This is a genomic window from Gelria sp. Kuro-4 (assembly GCF_019668485.1).
GTDB lineage: Bacteria > Bacillota > DTU030 > DUMP01 > DUMP01 > DUMP01.
On sequence record NZ_AP024619.1, the window covers coordinates 2,189,498 to 2,207,009 of the forward strand.

Sequence of the window (17,512 nt, forward strand, 5' to 3'; positions counted from 1 at the left end):
ACTTTAGAACCTCCAATAAAACTCCAATTAGGATTCGCCAGCCGGGCTGGAATTCCTGCTTTCTTTGTTACTGTTTTATTCCACACCTTCCCCCGACAGCGCCTGTAGAGCCGCTTCATAAGCCGCCAGGTCGGCCGCCGAGTAAAGCACCAGCCGCACCTCGGCAAAAGCTCCCGGGTACCCGTCTAAAAAGTCGCGCACAGCACCCAGAGCGACGGCCGCTGCCCGGCCGATGGGAAAACGGTAGGCGCCGGTGCTAATCGAAGGAAAGGCGATTGACCTCAGGCCCTTCTCCCGGGCCAGGCGCAAGCTGTTGGTGTAAGCCTGGCGCAGCAGCTCCGCCTCGCCCCGCTCGCCGCCGTACCAGACCGGACCTACCGTGTGTATGACGTAACGGGCCGGGAGGTTGCCGCCCGTCGTGATGACAGCCTGCCCGGTGGGGCAGCCGCCCTGCCGGGCGCGGATGGCGAGGCACTCTTCATGCAGCTTGGGTCCCGCTGCGCGGTGAATAGCCCCGTCCACGCCCCCGCCGCCCAAAAGACTGCTGTTGGCGGCGTTGACAATGGCGTCCGTCTCCTGCCGCGTGATATCCCCCTGTACCAGCAGCACCCGCGTGCCGCTCCATGTTACCTCCATGTGGTCTCACTCCTTTCGGCTACAGCTCCTTTTCCAGAAAAACCCCGGCGCGTTCGTTGCCGTTGTAATCCGCGCAGGGCCGAAAGCCGCTGCGCCGGTAGAGGGCGAGCGCTGCCGTAAGGTCGGGGCGGGAGTCCAGTTTCATGCGCCTGTACCCGGCCCGGCGGGCAAACTCCAGGGCGGCGTCAACGAGCAGCCGACCCAGCCCTCGGCCGCGGTAGGCCCCCCGGACGAACATCCGCTTCAGCTCACAGGTGTCTGCCGTAAGCGGCCGTACCGCTGCCGTCCCCACAGGCTCCCCGTCCTGGGTTACCGCCAGGAAAAAGGCGGCCTGGGGCGGGGCATAGTAGGCCGCCGGATCCACCAGGTCGGCATCCAGCCGTGCCGGGTCGAAGCTGAGCCCGAGCTCGGCCAGATACTCGCGCATCAGCGTCCGCGCTGCTTCGCCCTCACCTGCCGCAAGGGTGCGTATCCGAAAACCGGTCACCCCCACCACCTCCCAGTGTTAAGACCGGCCCGCCGCGGCCTTAACCGCTCGGGCCACCGCCGGCGCCACCCGGGGATCGAAGGGATCAGGCAGGCAGTGTTCTGCGTTCAGCTCTCCCCCCACCAGGCCCGCCAGCGCCCGGGCCGCAGCGATTTTCATTTCTTCTGTTATCTGCGGGGCGCGCGCATCCAGCGCTCCTCGAAACACGCCGGGAAAGGCCAGCACGTTGTTGACCTGGTTGGGAAAATCGGAGCGCCCGGTGCCCACCACGGCAGCGCCGGCCGCCTTGGCTTCTTCCGGCCAGATCTCCGGTACCGGGTTGGCCATGGCGAACACCACCGCCCGGGCCGCCATGGTACGCACCATGTCCGCCGTGAGGACCCCGGGTGCCGACACGCCGATGAACACATCGCGCCCGCGCACGGCCCGGCTTAAGTCCCCGCGCACGCACTCCTTATTGGTCATCGCTGCCAGCTCTTCTTTAATGCCGCTGTTGCCCGGCCGGCCTGGATAGAGGGCACCGGCGCGGTCGCAAAGGATCACATCGCCGACCCCCACCCGCTTGAGCAGCCGCGCAATAGCCACCCCGGCGGCGCCGGCACCGTTTATCACCACGCTCGCCTCGGCCAGGCTCTTTTCCACCACCTGCAGGGCATTGAGCAGGCCGGCCGCAACGACGATGGCCGTGCCGTGCTGGTCGTCGTGGAAAACCGGGATGGGAAGCTCGGCTTTGAGCCGCTCCTCAATGGTAAAGCAGCGCGGCGCGCTGATGTCCTCCAGGTTGATGCCGCCAAAGGTGGGAGCGATCAGTTTTACCGTCTCCACGATGGCGTTCACGTCCTTGGTGGCGAGGCACAGGGGAAAAGCGTCCACGCCGGCAAAGGCCTTAAAGAGTACAGCCTTCCCTTCCATCACCGGCAGGGCCGCCTCCGGGCCGATGTCCCCCAGTCCCAGCACGGCGCTGCCGTCGGTTACTATCGCCACCAGGTTGCCGCGCGCTGTGTACGTGTAAACCTCCTCCGGGCGGGTGGCGATAACCCGGCAGGGTTCGGCTACGCCCGGTGTATAGGCTAGGCTGAGGTCCGCCCGTGTCCTCAGCGGGACCTTGCTTTCCACGCTGATCTTGCCCTGCCTTTCCCGGTGCAAAGCCAGGGCCGCTTCCTGCACATCCATGCTGCAACCTCCATCCGGCTACCATTTTGCTCTCGCCTTGTTATTTTCTCGTCGGCCGCAGTTTTTCCTGCCTGAACCTACCTAGCACCCGCTACTTTTCTACAACTTCTGACAGAAATAAAAGTTGTATGCTGTACCCCTGTTATAGTATACTTATGCTCAGAGAAAATGCCTGGAGGTGAAGCGCGTGCCTTGGAACCTGACCCATCCCGACCTGGCACCACTCGCCCGCTTTTTTGCCCCGACCAACCTTACGGTGGCAGCGGTTCCCCTCAGTGAAACGTACCGCGGCAAGGAGCCGTATGTTGTCTACGCTCACCTGCCCCAGCCCCTTGCCGGCCCGGTGGTGGCGCTGCTGCGCGGTGGGCCGAAAGCCAGTGAAATCCTGCACTTTTTGGCTCACCTGGGCCTCAATGTCCTGGAGCTCTGGCACATCAGGAGCCTGCCCGAGAAGGATGACCTCTTTTACAGCGAACTGGTACCCGAAGCGCTGGAGATGTTCAGCGAGGTGAAGGTGCGTTCCTTCCCGCCCCAGCCGCTGGAAAGACTGCTGTCCCAGCAGCCCGCCGGATTGGTGGTTGCGGGGCGGCCCCGGCGCGAAGAGGCCCGGGCCCGCTTCTGCGCGCGCCTCGCCAGCCTGCCGGTGAACGTGGCGGTGGTGGATATTCAAGAGCCTCTGCCGGATTTCAGCGGCAGCGAAGGCCCGGTGACCCTGCAGCACCCCCCGATCCCGGTGTTCCCCTGGAATTCCTTCCCGCTTTCCCAACTCCTCAGGCGCAAACGCAGCCAGGGACTTAAAGTGGCAGCCGCCCTGCCCACCCTAAACGAAGAAGCCACCGTGGCCAAGGCGCTCAGCGCCGCCCTGGAGGTGAAGGCGCAGGGGCTCCTCGATGAGGTGTTCGTGGTGGATTCGGCGTCCACCGACCGCACCGCAGAGATAGCCACCGGGCTGGGCGTGCCGGTGTACCAGGCGGCAGGAGTGGGGCCGGAGCTGCCGCCCGCGCGCGGGAAGGGCGAAAACCTCTACAAGTCCCTTTTTCTTACCGACGCCGATATCATCCTCTGGGTAGACACAGATATCGAAACCATCACCCCCAGTTTCTTCACCGCTCCCTTGGCACCCCTTTTCGCCGGTCCCGGGATTCAACTGGTCAAGGGCTTCTTCAAACGGCCGGTGCGCGTTACCGAGCAGGGCACGGCCTTAGGCGGCGGCCGCGTCACCGAGCTTTTGGTCAAACCCTTTCTAAACCTCCACTACCCCGGCCTGGCCAGCCTGGTGCAGCCGCTTTCCGGAGTAACCGCCATCCGGCGCCGGGCGGCAGAAGAGTTCTTCTTCCCCGATCACTACGGCGTGGAGATCGCCCTGCTGCTCCAAGCCTACCGCCGCTGGGGCCCGCAGGCGCTGGCCCAGGTGGATGTGGGGGAGGTCATCCACAAGTCCAAGAGCCTTGAGGGGCTTACCGAGATGTCCTTTCAAATCCTCCAAACCGTACGCGACCTGGACGCCGTCCCTACACCCGGCCGTCGCCAGGACCTTTTTCTGCGGGCTTACGATGAAGAGCGCAGCGTCACCCTGGTGGCCAAGGCCCTGCCCATCTCCTGGCGGCCGCCGAAAAGCGCGCTGGGGGCCGCGCTTGACCGGGGATTGAGCGCGGATGGTGTCCTGGGAGCTTCCTAGTTCCGCGTGAAGCCGCTGTTCACTGGATAAAAACAGGTAAGGACGATTGACAGTACCGGACGGACTCGGCTAGAATGAGAACCATATTAGGAGTGTACCTAGGGTTCCGCGCCGTCAGGCGGCCGCGACCGAGCGGTACAAACCAGGCTGGGCCTGGTACACCGTGGGTGGAAAATACCCGAGCGGAAAGTCCTAAGCGATGCTTAGTTTGCCGCTCGGGTTTTATTTTCAGCCCAGGCAGGGGGGTGAACGTCAAAGGCTTCTTCATTAATCGCAGGGGGAAAGCCCCATCCACCAACGCCGAGTACAAAGAAAGGAGAAACCCGTATGCAACTCACCCCCATCTTGGCCTTAAGTATTGTTCTTACCATCTTCGCCGTCGGTGACGTGGTAGCCATCAAAACTAAAGCCATCCTCTCTATGCTCTTCGTCAGTTCCGTCCTCCTCCTCCTCGGTTACTGGTCCGGTATCCCGGGCAACCTGCTGCCCCAATCGCAGCTGGTGGGCATCGGCAGCGTCCTGGTAGGCCTGCTCATCACCCACATGGGCACCTTGATGAAGGTGCGCGATCTCCTGCAGCAGTGGAAAACCGTCCTCATCGCCGCCGGTGCCGTGGCCGGCATCGGTATCTTTGTCTTTCTCGTCGGTTCGCCGCTTTTCGGCCGCAACGTGGCTGTGGTCGCCGCGCCCCCCATCTCCGGCGGCGTGGTGGCAGCGCTCATCATGTCTGAGGCGGCGAAGGCCAAAGGGTTTGCCGACCTCTCCCTCCTCGCCACCATGCTCCTGGTCGCCCAGGGTTTCATCGGTTACCCCTTAAGTTCAATCCTGCTGACGCGCGAAGCGCGGCGCATTGTGTCGCAGCCCGAACTGGTGCGCGTCGCACAGGAAACAGCCGTCGGTGCCGAGGGCGCGGTGGACAAAGGCGCCTTCGGGTTCCGCCTCCCCCAGATTCCCAAAGAGTACCAGACAAACTTCGTGCTCTTGGCCAAGCTCTCCCTGGTGGCCTATGCCGCGGTGCTAATCGCCGGACTCTTCAACAACGTCATTCATCCCCTGGTCGTCAGCCTCGTCGTTGGTATCATCGCCCGCGAAATCGGGCTTCTCGAAGACAACATCTTTGAAAAGGCGAACGGCCTGGGCCTGGCCATGGCCGGGCTCTTGGCGGTGGTCTTCGGCAACCTGGCCTCGGCCACGCCCGCCATGGTGACCAAGCTGCTCGCCCCCCTTGCAGGCACCTTGGTTTTAGGCGTCATCGGCATCGGTCTCTTCTCTTTTGTCCTGGGGCACCTCCTCGGCTATTCCTTTGAGATGGCCACGACCATCGGCCTGACCGCTCTCTACGGTTTCCCGGGCACGTATATCCTTTCCCACGAGGCAGCCAAGGCCGTGGCCCAAAATGAGGAGGAAGAGCAGGCCATCCTGCACCACATCCTGCCGAAGATGCTGGTGGCCGGCTTCGTTACCGTCACCATCAGCTCCGTGATCCTCGCCGGCATCTTCGCCAAACTCCTCGTTTAACGCGCACCGCGCCGTTCTCGCATCATTTGTCTCCACCGTGCCCGGCCCGGGGCACAGCCTGGAGCGCCGGCCGCGCCGGCAAAAAGCGCCCGGACCGCGGCGCGCCGGCATACTTCTACTGAGAAGGGAGAAACCGCTATGCAACTGGTACTAAAAGGCAGCCGGCTTATCGACGGCACCGGGCGTCAGCCGATTGCCGATGCCACCCTGGTCATTGAAGACAAGGTCGTCACAGCCGTAGGCGGGCCGGAGGTGCCCTACGCGGCGGACGCCGAGGTGCTGGAGCTTCCCGGCTGCACCATCCTCCCCGGCTTCATCGACGCCCATGTGCATCTCACCATGCCGCCGGTGGGAGATTCCTTCAAAGTAATCACCAGCGAGTCCGACGCCATGACCGCCCTCAGGGCGGCGACCCACGCCCAAGAAACCCTCGCCAACGGTGTCACCACCGTGCGCGACATGGGCGGCAAAAACTATGTCGACCTGGCCCTGCGCGACGCCATCGCCGGCGGCATGGTCCCCGGGCCGCGCATGCTGGCCTCCGGCCGCGCGGTGGTTATGACGGGCGGTCACGGCTGGCCCACGGCGCGCGAGGCCGACGGCCCGGACGAGGTGCGCAAGGCCGTGCGCGAACAGCTCAAGGCCGGCGCAGACGTGATCAAGCTCATGGCCACAGGCGGCGTCATGACCCCCGGCGTGGAACCGGGGTCCCCGCAGCTCACCTACGAGGAACTCAAGGCCGGCGTCGCAGAGGCCAACAAGGCCGGCCGCCGCACCGCCAGCCACGCCCAGGGCACCACCGGCATCAAAAACGCCGTCCTGGCCGGGATCACCTCCATCGAGCACGGCATCTTCCTCAGCGATGAGGTCATCGAGCTCATGCTGGAGCACGGCACCTACCTGGTGCCCACCCTGGTGGCGCCTTACTGGATTGTGAAGAAAGGGCGCGCGGCCGGGATCCCCGACTACGCCGTAAAAAAATCCGAGGACGTCATCGAAGCCCACCTGGCCAGCTTCCGTAAGGCGCTGGCCGCCGGCGTGAAGATCGCCTTCGGCACCGATGCCGGCACGCCCTTTAACGAGCACGGCGCCAACACCTTTGAGCTTGAGCTCCTGGTGGAGAACGGCATGACCCCGCTCCAGGCCCTGGAGGCGGGGACGCGCGTCAGCGCCGAGCTCCTCGGCATCGAGGACAAGGTGGGCACGCTGGAAGCAGGTAAGCTGGCCGACGTGGTCGTCGTCGCCGGTGACCCCCTGGCCGACATCAAGGCCGTGCGCAACGTGCAGGTGGTTGTTAAGGAGGGCCGAATCGTAAAAGCAAAGAACTAGACGTCTTTGGATTAAAAGGCCCTGCCCCACCCGGGACAGGGCCTTTGGGTCATCCTCACGCCTGAGAAGAAACGCCTTTGCACCGCCGCCAGCGCCGGGCAGGCACCGGCTTATTTCTTGACAAACTCAGCCGCCTGCCGGCCGGCGATGCGGCCGAAGACCACGATGTCCGCCACGGCGTTACCGCCCAGCCGGTTGGCGCCGTGGATGCCGCCCGTCACCTCGCCGGCGGCGTAAAGGCCGGGGATGGGCTGGCCGGCCTTGTTCAGAACCTCGGCCCGGGTGTTAATGGCCAGGCCGCCCATGGTGTGGTGCACGGCCGGCGTCACTTCCACCGCGTAAAAAGGTGCCTTCGCAAGCTTGCGCTGGAGGTGCTGGCGGCCGAAATCGCTGTCTTTACCGGCAGCGACAAACCCGTTATACCGCTTTACGGTTTCTGTCAGCCTGCCGGCCGGAATGCTCAACTTGGCAGCGAGCTCGTCCAGGGTGTCGGCCTCGGTGAGGAGATTTAACCGGGCGTACTCTTCGATTGCCTTGAGGTTTTCCCGCACGCCCTGGTCGAAGAGCAGGAAGGCGGTGCCCTTCTCCTGGTCCAAAATAGCCTTAGAGACCACGTCCCGCGTCTGCAGCTCGTCGATGAAACGGTCGCCCTTATGGTTGACCAGAATGGCACCCGTGCCGCGCACGGCCTCCGTGATCATCAGACCCTTATGCGGCACTACGGTCGGGTGCGTCTGGATGTTCTCCATCTGTACCGTGGCCGCACCTACGGCCGTAGCCATCTTAATCCCGTCTCCCGTGGCACCCGGGTGGTTGGTGGTGTCAAACCCCTTGAGGGCCGGGTTGTACTGAGCCACCATCTCCGGGTTGGCACCGAAACCGCCGGTGGCCACAATGACAGCCTTGGCCCTGACGACGAGGTCGCCCTTTTCCTTGCTGGCCGCTTTCACTCCGGTTACGCGGCCGTTCCCGTCGGTGGTGATCTCTGTGACCTTGGTGTCAGTAAAGATCTCAATGCCCTGGTCCTTTGCCGCCTTCTCCAGGGTCTTAACGATCACCGGGCCCACAGCGCCGCCGCCTTCCGGCGCATGGGTGCGCGGGTTGGTTGCTCCGCCGGCGATCACCACATGCACCAGGTTGGCGCCCATGCCGTTTAGCCATTCCAGGGTGTTATTGGCGTTGTCCACCAGGGTGCGCACCAGCTCTGGAATGTTCTGGTTCTTGCCGCCTTCCTTTCTTTCGAAACCCGTCTCCGGGCCAAGGATACCCAGCGCCAAACGCTCCCATCATCCGCGCAGCGGTTTCTGGCTCAGGTGGCACCCAGCAGCCTTCCGCCTCGCCCCGATCTCGCTCGTGTTATGCCGCTCTTGGGGAACTGAGGAGAAAAGTAAGAAAAGGAGTCGGCGGCTTCCGGCTGGAATACTATCTTAAGACTGCGTCCCGGCGAGGGTCCAAGGGAGGTTCTTACGTGGAAAGGTTGCCGCGCCGTTTTTACGCCCGTCCCGCCACGGAAGTGGCGCCGGACCTTTTAGGTAAACTCCTGGTACACGTTACACCGGAAGGCACTGCCGGCGGTTACATAGTGGAGACCGAGGCCTACATGGGGCCGCAGGATAAGGCCGCCCACTCCTACGGCGGGCGGCCCACCCAGCGTACCCGGGCCATGTTCGGCCCGCCCGGGCACGCCTACGTCTACCTCATTTACGGTATGTACTACTGCTTTAACGTGGTGGTGGCCCGGGAAGGTGAGCCCCAGGCCGTACTCATCCGCGCCCTCGAACCCGCCGCGGGGGTTGAGCTCATGGCGCGCCGTCGCGGCAAGAGTCCGGCGGCCGCGCAAAAGCTCTTGGCGGATCCCCGCAAACTCCGCACCTTAACCGACGGCCCAGGGAAGCTCTGCCAGGCCCTGGGCATCACCCAGGCCCAGTACGGCCTGGACCTGACGGGGGACGAACTCTTTCTCACTCCCGGCCGCAGCGTAGATCCTGCGGACATCCGCACCACGCCCCGCATCAACGTAGCCTATGCCGGCGAATGGGCCCAGCGACCCTGGCGCTTCCTGCTGCCGGCAGGCAGGTAACCATTTTTCTAATATTCTCTGGAAATACTTGTTAAAGTGTAGACTGAGCCGCCGCTGCAGTGCGTCACCCGCGGGCATCGTACCGCAGGGGTGGCCGGCGCCGCTCCAGCCGCTGCCAACCGGCATACACCAACCAGGGCACCACCAGGCCGGCAACGAGCTTCGCGCCCACCAGCACCAAGTGGCGCTCGACACCCATACTCGCCAGCAGAAAACCGGTCCAGCCCAGTACCAGCGGATGCGCCAGATAAATGAAGAACACCGCCCGGTTCAAACTCGGCCAGCCTCGCCCCGCCCACCCAGCGCTCAGGACAAAGAAAAGCCAGAAGGCAACCACCGCGTAAAGGATCACCGCCAGCTGCCTGAGCGCCGCCGGCAGCGCCAGGGAAACCTGCGGTACCGCAACCACCGCCAGGAGCAGCACGAAAAGACCCGCCAGCGCCGCCTGCCGCTTCCGCCCCACCTGGGTCAGCACCTCCAGGTGTAAAGCGGCGACACAGCCGGCCACGAAGTAGACTCCGTAGCCGAGAAAAACGCTGGCCCAAGCCCTGTTTAGCCCGGCGGTTTTGACGTTCCAGATCACCTGTAAAAGCAGGGCAGCGGTCAAGAGCCGCCCCTGCCAGCTGCGCCCCCGCTGGAGAAGGGCCAAAAGATAGGGGAAAAGCAGGTAAAGCTGCAGCAAGACAACGCAGAAGTACAGGTGGCCGAAAGCCCGCCCGGTGAGGAGTTTACCGGCCAGCTCGCCTAAAAAGCTTAAGGCAGTGTTCCAGCGCCGCCCCTCAATGCGGGCGGCGTAAAAGAGGTAGACCACCGTCCACACGGCATACGCCGGGAGAATGCTCTGGAAACGGTGCCGCCAAAACCGCCGGCAGCTTAGCGGACGCTCCCGGTGGCTGGCCGTAAGCGCCAGGCCGCTGATCAGGAAAAAGAAGGGCGCGGCGAAGCTCACCGCCCGGTTGAGGAACCAATACACCGCCCAGGCCGGCGCCGTAGGCGGCAGCCCGGCCACCGGCGCGGCGGTGGCGTGGAGCAGCACCACCGCCGCAATACCCACCAGGCGCAGAGCATCAAGTTCCTTGATCCATGCCACGCGTGATTTCCCCTTGGATGTTGCTCGCTGACTATGTTTCGTTGCCGCCGGCTCCTTTGCCTTGGTAACTAAAACCGGTCCTAGTTAAGAAAAGGAACAATGGATGTGGGGACTAGGAAAACCCAGGGAGCAGTAATAATGCCCATGGCCAGCGCCACCTTGTGGGCCACCGCTGCAGGCAGCCCGGCCCGCGTGCCCAGCCGCCTGTTCGCCAGATAGATCAGGGCGCCCACCAAAGCGATCGTCAAGAGGTGCAGCACCACCGTCGTAGGGTTGTTCCAAATGGTCAGGATCGAATCGGGAGCCATCAGGGAAGAGTCGGCCAAAGCGAAGAGAATGGCAACCCCTAGAAAGTCGGCCAGAAAGCCGCAGAGCCACGCCTTGAAGATGTAGGAACGGAGCGCCCCACCCGGCAGGCTGAACTTCAGAAGCCTTAACGCGGCGCCGATCACCCCGGCATCAATCACCAGGTTCACCAACAGAACAGGCAAATAAACAAGTGGAAAGAGGGGGGCAAAAAGCACCAGCCAGAGAGGAAAGATTACGTTATAGAGCGTACACCTTTTATCTTGCACTGCTTCATCTCCCCGTTCTTTAATTTAAGGCCTATATCTTGATCTATCTGGCACGGCGTCGGCGGAACACTGAATGCCTCCGGGAAATTCCCGCGCAGCTGCCTGCTCTGCGTGCCGTACGCGCCACATGGGATGTAAAAGCGGGGACTCGGGCCTGGCTGCTCCCCTGCGGTTTTGGGGTGGTATTTCCACGCAAAACCCGAGAAAGCCCTAGAACCAGCCCCGGCGGCGGAAGACAGCCATCATGGCGCCGGCCAAAAGGGCCATGACGCCGAGAACCGCAAAGTAGCCGTAGCGCCACTGAAGCTCCGGCATGTAGCGGAAGTTCATCCCGTAAATCCCGGCGATGAGGCTGAGCGGCATCATGATGGTGGTGATGATGGTGAGCACCTTCATGATTTCGTTCAGGCGGTTCGAGGTGATGGAAAGGTAAATCTCCACCGTGGAACTGGCCAGGTCGTGCAGGGTCTCCACCTGGTCGATAAGGCGCAGCATCTCGTTGTAAATGTCCAGGAAGAAGGCCCGGTTGTCCGGTTGTACCAGCTTAAACTCCGGAAAGGCCAGAAGGTTCATAATATCCCGCTGTGCCCCCAAGACTTTGCGCAGCTTGATGGCCTGGCGCCGCAGCGTAAAAACCTGATTGAGGAGCCGCCGGGTCGGCCGGTGAAAGACCTCTTCTTCCAAACGCTCGATTCTTTCCTCCGTACGGTCGAAGAAGGTGAAAAAGGTCTCGGTCAATGCCTCCAGCAGGCTGTAGAGGGCGAAGTCGAGACCCTTTTGGAAAAGCTGCGGGTCTTTCCGGTACTGCGCAAAGAGCTCTGTGAGGAAGGTCAGCTCTTCGTGGTGAACAGTGACCAGGTACCGGGGGCCGAGAAAAACGCTCAGCGCCGCGGTAATGGGCCGACGGCCCCGCTGCTCCGCCTGAACGTAGCGCAGCAGCAAAAAAGCGTACTCGTCGTACTGGCTCAGCTCCGGCCGGTAGTGCGGGCGGCGGCAGTCTTCCACCGCCAAAGGGTGAAAATGAAACACGCCGGTAAGTAGTTCCAGTTCCTCCGCGGTGGGTTCTACCAGATCCACCCAGGTGTAGGCGGCGGCCTTGCGGGGTGCAAATCCTTGACCGAGCTCCGTGCGCAGCCCCTGCTCTTCATCATAAACTAAAACCCGCAGCATAAGCGACTCCTTCCGACCGTTTTCCTTAGTCTACCCCATTGCTCAACCCGGCTGCAATGCTTAGGCGCTCTTTTATCCCACCTTCGCCGGCCAAGCTCACCGACCGCGACTCATCCTTCCAGTTTCGCTTCTGTACCGCCGGGTTTGCCGTCCTTTACTTCATTCACTGCCGGGGATTCGATTCCTTCGCGCAGAGCGAGGAACTTTTTAAGGTCCGCCAGCTCCTCCAGGATAAGCTTCGTATTGGCCCAAGCCAGAAAAGCAAACAGCGGGCCGGCAAGCCAGAGCACGTTAAGCAGCAGGCGCATGAATTCACCCCTCTTTATAGACGCCGGGAAAAGGGAATACGTTCCCCTGAAGCGAAGGTGTTTTTTATGCTGAGATTTAAGAAGGGACGTGGTCGAGTGCCATGAAGCGAGTGCCGTTGGTCCTCATCCTGCTGGTCTTGGTCGCCGCCGTGTTCCTGAAAGATCCGTCCTTCGCCCCGGGCGGCGGGCCGAGCGGAGCGATAGTACCAGGGCCGGCCCCTACTCTGTCCCGAGACTCCCTGCCGGCCCCGGTCCCCACCGTTGCGGTGGAAACCATCACCCTGGACCATGACCAGGACGGGGACGGTATCCTGGACCTGGCCGACATCGTCCAGGGGGCGCGGGCCTACGTAGAGACCCGGCCCCAATATAAAAACGCCTACTACGCCGGCGGATACCCCCCGCCGGGTGAAGGCGTTTGCACCGACGTTGTCTGGCAGGCTCTCCAGGCCGCCGGTTACGACCTTAAGGCCATGGTCGATAAGGACATCCGCGAAAACCTGCGCGCGTACCCCCGGGTGGCCGGTAAACCGGACCCGAACATCGACTTCCGCCGCGTGAAGAACCTGCACGTTTTCTTGAAGCGCCACGCCACGGCGCTCACCTTGGAGGTGAAACCCGGCGACGCTGAAAACCTTAAGGCCTGGCAGGGCGGTGACATCGTGGTCTTCGGCCCGCCTGTGGACCACATCGCCATCGTTTCCGACCGGCGCCGGCCCGACGGCGTCCCCCTGCTCCTTCACAACGCCGGACCCTACGCCGAGGAGGCCGACCGCCTCCTCACCTGGCCCTCGCCGCTCATCGGCCACCACCGTTTCCCCAAGCTGCCCTAGCCCCGGCGGCCGCCCGCTCGCACGCGTTTTCCTGCTTTCAGCCCTTCTAACCCCGGGTTCTTGATGACTTCATCGCCCGCAGCCAGGCCGGCTTCGATCACCACCAGCTCCGTGGTTTCGAGGCCCTTTTTTACCGGCTGAATCCGCGCGCAGCCCGCTCGCACCACCCACACCGCGTCGCCGCCTTCGTACGGGAAAAGCGCCGTCTTGGGCACCGCCAGTTTGTTTTCCTGCTCCAGCACGGAAAACTCCACGTCCAGGGCGTAGCCGGGCCGCAGCTGCGGCACCTTTCCTTCGGGCCGGATGGTGACTTTCACGCGGCGCTCACTGAGCCCCAGGGCGGACACTTTTTCCACCGCCGCCGGAGCGATGGCTTTGACAGTTCCCGGAAACCTGTAGTCCCCGTCCCTTCTTTTCTGGATCAGCGTAACCTTCAGCCCGACTTTCACGGGGAGCACATCTTCAGTGAGCAGGTAGGCGTTGACTTCGTAGCCTTGATCGCCCGCCAGTTTCAGCAGCGGTACCTGTGGTGCGATCACCATTCCTTCCTCGGCCGTAAGCTCTTCCACCACGCCCGTGATGGGGGCGGTGATCCGGCTCCGGGCGATCTGGTACTCCAGCTGGCTTATCTGGGCCTCCACCGCTTCCAGCTGGCCTTGGAAGTACTGCCGGGCGGCGCCGGCTCCGGTTGAACCAAGGGCCGGTGCCGCCTGACCGGCGGCCTGTCCCCTGTGACCCGCCTGCTCTCGCAGCAGCTCGAGCCTCGACTCCTGTTGAGCGGCCGCGTTTTGCAGCTGCTCCACCGCCCGCTCGGCGGCAAGAAGCTCCACCTGGGTCGCCGCGCCGGCCTCATACAGGTACTTGGTCCGCCGGTAATCCTCCCTGCTTTTCGCCAACTGGCGCTGGGTTTCTGCGAGCGCCAGTTGCTGCTCCTCTACCTGCTGCTGAATTTCCTGGATTGATTTTTCCATCTGGCCGGCCAGGCTCCTCAGCTGGGCTTGGAGCTGAGCCAGCTGGTACTCCAACTCCTTGGTGCTAAGCTCGACCAGCAGATCCCCCTGGGCCACCTTCTGCCCCTCCTGGACGGCCAAACGGGTGATCTCACCACCGACGGGGCTGTACACCAGGCGGTCCTCTACCGCTTCCACGATCCCTTCTTCCTTGAACACCTGGGCCACCGTCTGCGGTTTTACCTCAATCAGCTCCGCCGTGAGAGGCTGCACGGCCGCAGAGGCGACCGACACGGCCGCCAGCACCCCCAGGACCACCAAAGCTCCCCACTTCACGGACTTCTTCACGTTCCTCCACTCCTCACCGTCACTCTCTTTCCTTCAGTACCTCCACCAGGTCCAGCTGCCTGATCCGGCGGGCCACCCACTGCTGGGCCAGCCAGATGGCGAGCATGGTGCCCAGCAGGGCCTCAAGCAAAGCCGCCGGAGTGGTCCCCGCCGGCAGGGAGTACAGGTCGCTGCTCATGCTCCGGGCCAGAACTTGATTCAGCACCGCCGTCAGGGGTATGCCCGCGATTATACCGCACACCCCCAGGAGCCACTGTTCCACCGAGACCGCCTCCAACACCTCGCCCGGCCGCATCCCCAAGACGCGCAGCGAAGCCAGCTCCCTTTTCCTTTCTGCCAGGGAGATGATGCTCGAGTTGTACACGATGGCAAAACCGGTCACCACCGCCAGCAGGGCCATGCTGTACAGCATGTACCGGGAGGAACCGATGAGTTCGCGAAAGAGGTCGACGGCCTGCCGCCTTTCTTCGAACATCCCGGTGTACGGCGCCGTCTCATACTTCTCCTTGAGCGCCGGGATGCACCCCTTATCCACGGCAATAACGAGTGACGTGGCCATCTCACCCTGGCGCAAAAGGCCCAGCAGCGTGTTCTGGTTCAGGTAGACATTGGCGCCGAGGTACTGCGGAACGATGCCCGCCACGTCCACGTACACCGGCGACTCCTCAGCCCACACGCTTTCCAGCCGCAGCCGGTCCCCTACCTGGGCGTCGAGTTTCGCCGCCACCTGCTCGGAGAGCACCACACCTCCCTCCGGTATCGCCACCGGACTACCCCGCTTGTCCAGGGGTGTGTACAGCTGGGCGGCCGGGGGCAGGCCCAAGGCGGCCACACTCTTCTTACGGTGCTCGTGCTGCAGGGTCACCGGGACCTCCAGCAGCGGTTCCACCCGTTTGACCCCGGGCTCATCCTCCAGCTCCCTTACCACCGCTGTCAATGGCAGGGGGCGTGTGAAGCTGATCTTCACGTCGTACTGCTGCACCTTGGTGAACTGCTCCAGCACCATGGTGTCCATCAGGCCGTTCAGGGACCACACTACCGCTATCAGGCTGAAGGTAAAGGTGACGCCCAGCAAGGTGAAAAGACTCCGCGCCCGGTTGCGCAGGGCATTGCGCACGGCCATGCGCCCCGGCACGGTGAACGCCGCCCAGACCACCCGCAGGCGTTCCAAGGAAGATTTGCCCTTGAAAAGCGGGACGGGAGGATGCAGGGCATCCGCCGGCCGGAGTCTCAGGACGCCTTTGGTCCCCTGGTAGGCGGCGAAGAGGCTGAAAGCGGTGGAGAGCAGCACCCCAGAGACAAAATACGCCCGGGAAAACCGGCCGCTCAGGTTGGGCAGGCTGAAGTACTGCGCATAAAGCCGGGTCAGCGAAAAGGACAGCGCCGTGCCCAGGAGCCCGCCCACCACACCTCCCACCAAGCCCACCAGCAGGCCGTAAGACAGATAGTGCAGGAGAATCTCGCGCGGGCGGTAACCAAAGGCCTTCAGGGTACCGATCTGCCCCCGCTGCGCCTCCACCAGCCTTTTCAACATGATGTACAGTATGAGGGCGGCGATGGTCAGGAACAACACGGGTACACTCTGCGCCATCTTCGCCAGTCCGTCCAGTTCTTGTGTCAGGATCGCATTGCTGGCCTGGTCCTTGCGCGGGATGAGGCTCTCCAGGCCGTACCGCGTCAGCTCCGCCTTCAGGCGCGGTTCCACATCTTCAAACTTGTAGCCGGGACGCAGCGTGAAGACGATGTCATTGACCCGGCCCTTCTGGTTGAACAAGCTCTCCATGACCGTGTAAGGCAGGTAGGCCACCTCAAACCCCGCGGGATCGGGGAAGATGTTCTGCCCGCCCTTGATGGCATAAACGAACTCCGGGCTTTGGCCGCTGCCGGCCACGGGCAGTTCCACCTTTTTGCCGGCAATGGCTACGGTAAGGGGTTGGCCCAGGGACAGCCGGTGGGCGGTGAAAAACTTGTCGCCCACGAGGAGCGCCCGCTCATTACCGTGCGGAAAGGCACCGCGCAGGAGCTGAACCCCATTCAGCAGAAAGGGCTGGGACTGGTCCAACGAAACAAATCTCAGATAGATGTTCTTGTCTTCATTGAGACCCAAGACCCGGACGTCCTTGACCAGCCGCCCTTGGACTTCCGCTATACCTTCTATCGCGGCGAGTTTCTTCACCTCAGTATACGGCATGGCCCGGACCTGGGCAAAACCATCGGCCAGATGATACTCTTGGTAAAATTGCTCGCGGGCGATAAAGAGATTGTCCCTGGCCATTAACATGCCGGTGTAGGTTAAGAGGCCGATGATCAGCACCACTGCGCACGCCAGGTACGCCGTTTTGTTCTCCCCAATGTCGCGCAGCATTTTCCGCAGGAGGATCACCAGGACACCTCCTCCGCCGCCACCGGATGGGCCACCTTTTCCGTACGCTCGATCCGACCGTCTTTGAGGTGAAAGATCCGATCCGCCATGCGCGCAATGCCGGCATTGTGCGTGATAATGGCGACTGTTTTTTTGTAGCGCTGATTGAAGTCCCTCAGCACCTTCAACACCTGAATGCCGGTGGCCGAATCCAGCGCTCCGGTGGGCTCGTCGCAGAGGAGCAGCTCCGGGTTCTTCGCCACCGCCCGGGCGATGGCCACCCGCTGCTGCTGGCCGCCCGAAAGCTGCGCCGGGAAATGGTCCGCCCGGTCCGCCAGCCCCACCTGAGCCAACACGTCGGCCGCCGAAAGAGGGTTCTTGGCGATCTCCACCGCTAGCAACACATTCTCGTAAGCAGTGAGATTGGGCATCAGGTTATAGAACTGGAAAACAAACCCCACGGCGTCCCGGCGGTATTCGGTGAGCACCTGTTCTGAAGCACCGTGCAGGGGCCGGTCGCGGTAGTAGATCTCGCCGGAACTCGCCACATCCATGCCGCCGATCAGGTTGAGCATGGTGCTCTTGCCCGAACCGCTGGGACCCAGCACCACGATGAATTCGCCCGCGTAGATGTCGAAGTCGACTCCCCTGAGCGCCTCTACGCGCACCTCGCCCATCTGATAGTACTTGGTAAGCTTACGGGCCCGAAGAATAACGTCCATCGCTCCTCATCCCTCACCCTGGAACTCCGTGGCGCCGCTGCCACCCGCCCGGTAAGGCACGTACTCCTCTTACACCTCCTCAAGCGCTGATCCTCGGCCGGCAGCTCTCTTACACCCTTCAGCCTGACTCTCCGTTTGTTCCCCACGTTTTTCAATCCCGCGCCAAAAGTTTTCCACCGGCGTCTTGATGTTCTGCTCCAGCCGCGCCTCGTCAACTCAGTGAGGCCAGGAGTTGAAAAGCAGTAGATAAGTA

The 17,512-nt window shown here is 62.8% G+C and carries 16 protein-coding genes; 5 read left to right on the forward strand and 11 right to left on the reverse strand.

Annotated features, from left to right (window positions below):
• Positions 1-75 precede the first annotated feature (75 nt).
• From K5554_RS11005 to K5554_RS11015, 3 genes are read right to left on the reverse strand one after another with little or no spacing between them, the layout of a single operon-like run.
• Positions 76-636 (reverse strand): O-acetyl-ADP-ribose deacetylase, encoded by a 561-nt coding sequence (locus K5554_RS11005; protein WP_221038507.1) that lies wholly within the window; start codon positions 634-636, stop codon positions 76-78.
• A 19-nt stretch (positions 637-655) separates the two neighbouring features.
• Positions 656-1,123, reverse strand: coding sequence for a GNAT family N-acetyltransferase (locus tag K5554_RS11010; protein WP_221038508.1), 468 nt, complete (start codon positions 1,121-1,123; stop codon positions 656-658).
• 18 nt (positions 1,124-1,141) lie between these two features.
• Positions 1,142-2,296 (reverse strand): NADP-dependent malic enzyme, encoded by a 1,155-nt coding sequence (locus tag K5554_RS11015; RefSeq protein WP_221038509.1) that lies wholly within the window; start codon positions 2,294-2,296, stop codon positions 1,142-1,144.
• A gap of 187 nt (positions 2,297-2,483) precedes the next feature.
• Here K5554_RS11015 and K5554_RS11020 point away from each other — a divergent pair, with 187 nt between their 5' ends.
• The 3 genes from K5554_RS11020 to K5554_RS11030 all read left to right on the forward strand — a co-directional run bounded on the left by K5554_RS11020 (position 2,484) and on the right by K5554_RS11030 (position 6,821).
• Positions 2,484-3,974, forward strand: coding sequence for a glucosyl-3-phosphoglycerate synthase (locus K5554_RS11020; protein ID WP_221038510.1), 1,491 nt, complete (start codon positions 2,484-2,486; stop codon positions 3,972-3,974).
• A 327-nt stretch (positions 3,975-4,301) separates the two neighbouring features.
• Positions 4,302-5,492: a hypothetical protein gene (locus K5554_RS11025; protein WP_221038511.1), complete on the forward strand. Its 1,191-nt coding sequence runs from the start codon at positions 4,302-4,304 to the stop codon at positions 5,490-5,492.
• 138 nt (positions 5,493-5,630) lie between these two features.
• Positions 5,631-6,821: an amidohydrolase family protein gene (locus K5554_RS11030; RefSeq protein ID WP_221038512.1), complete on the forward strand. Its 1,191-nt coding sequence runs from the start codon at positions 5,631-5,633 to the stop codon at positions 6,819-6,821.
• A gap of 110 nt (positions 6,822-6,931) precedes the next feature.
• Here the strand turns inward: K5554_RS11030 and K5554_RS11035 are convergent, their stop codons facing one another.
• Positions 6,932-8,098, reverse strand: a complete 1,167-nt coding sequence (locus K5554_RS11035) for a flavocytochrome c (RefSeq protein WP_221038513.1) — start codon at positions 8,096-8,098, stop codon at positions 6,932-6,934.
• Positions 8,099-8,289: 191 nt separating this feature from the next.
• On the opposite strand from K5554_RS11035, the gene K5554_RS11040 reads away from it, so the two are divergent.
• Positions 8,290-8,901, forward strand: a complete 612-nt coding sequence (locus K5554_RS11040; RefSeq protein WP_221038514.1) for a DNA-3-methyladenine glycosylase — start codon at positions 8,290-8,292, stop codon at positions 8,899-8,901.
• Positions 8,902-8,965: 64 nt separating this feature from the next.
• Here the strand turns inward: K5554_RS11040 and K5554_RS11045 are convergent, their stop codons facing one another.
• The 4 genes from K5554_RS11045 to K5554_RS11060 form a co-directional block, all read right to left on the reverse strand.
• On the reverse strand, positions 8,966-9,991 hold the full coding sequence (locus tag K5554_RS11045) for an acyltransferase (RefSeq protein WP_221038515.1): 1,026 nt from the start codon (positions 9,989-9,991) through the stop codon (positions 8,966-8,968).
• Positions 9,992-10,071: 80 nt separating this feature from the next.
• The gene (locus K5554_RS11050) at positions 10,072-10,566 is read right to left on the reverse strand and encodes a hypothetical protein (RefSeq protein WP_221038516.1); all 495 of its coding nucleotides are present in this window, start codon (positions 10,564-10,566) and stop codon (positions 10,072-10,074) included.
• A 210-nt stretch (positions 10,567-10,776) separates the two neighbouring features.
• Positions 10,777-11,736: a magnesium/cobalt transporter CorA gene (gene corA / locus K5554_RS11055; RefSeq protein ID WP_221038517.1), complete on the reverse strand. Its 960-nt coding sequence runs from the start codon at positions 11,734-11,736 to the stop codon at positions 10,777-10,779.
• 110 nt (positions 11,737-11,846) lie between these two features.
• Positions 11,847-12,044, reverse strand: coding sequence for a hypothetical protein (locus K5554_RS11060; protein WP_221038518.1), 198 nt, complete (start codon positions 12,042-12,044; stop codon positions 11,847-11,849).
• A 101-nt stretch (positions 12,045-12,145) separates the two neighbouring features.
• Between K5554_RS11060 and K5554_RS11065 the strand changes: the two genes are divergently transcribed.
• On the forward strand, positions 12,146-12,877 hold the full coding sequence (locus tag K5554_RS11065) for a DUF1287 domain-containing protein (protein WP_221038519.1): 732 nt from the start codon (positions 12,146-12,148) through the stop codon (positions 12,875-12,877).
• Here K5554_RS11065 and K5554_RS11070 read toward each other — a convergent pair.
• The 3 genes from K5554_RS11070 to K5554_RS11080 are packed head-to-tail and all read right to left on the reverse strand — an operon-like array spanning position 12,874 to position 17,259.
• The gene (locus tag K5554_RS11070; RefSeq protein ID WP_221038520.1) at positions 12,874-14,175 is read right to left on the reverse strand and encodes an efflux RND transporter periplasmic adaptor subunit; all 1,302 of its coding nucleotides are present in this window, start codon (positions 14,173-14,175) and stop codon (positions 12,874-12,876) included. The genes K5554_RS11065 and K5554_RS11070 overlap by 4 nt on opposite strands.
• A 19-nt stretch (positions 14,176-14,194) precedes the next feature.
• On the reverse strand, positions 14,195-16,558 hold the full coding sequence (locus K5554_RS11075) for an ABC transporter permease (protein WP_221038521.1): 2,364 nt from the start codon (positions 16,556-16,558) through the stop codon (positions 14,195-14,197).
• Positions 16,555-17,259, reverse strand: coding sequence for an ABC transporter ATP-binding protein (locus K5554_RS11080; RefSeq protein ID WP_221038522.1), 705 nt, complete (start codon positions 17,257-17,259; stop codon positions 16,555-16,557). Before K5554_RS11080 ends, K5554_RS11075 begins: the two co-directional genes overlap by 4 nt.
• Between the last annotated feature and the right edge of the window lie 253 nt (positions 17,260-17,512).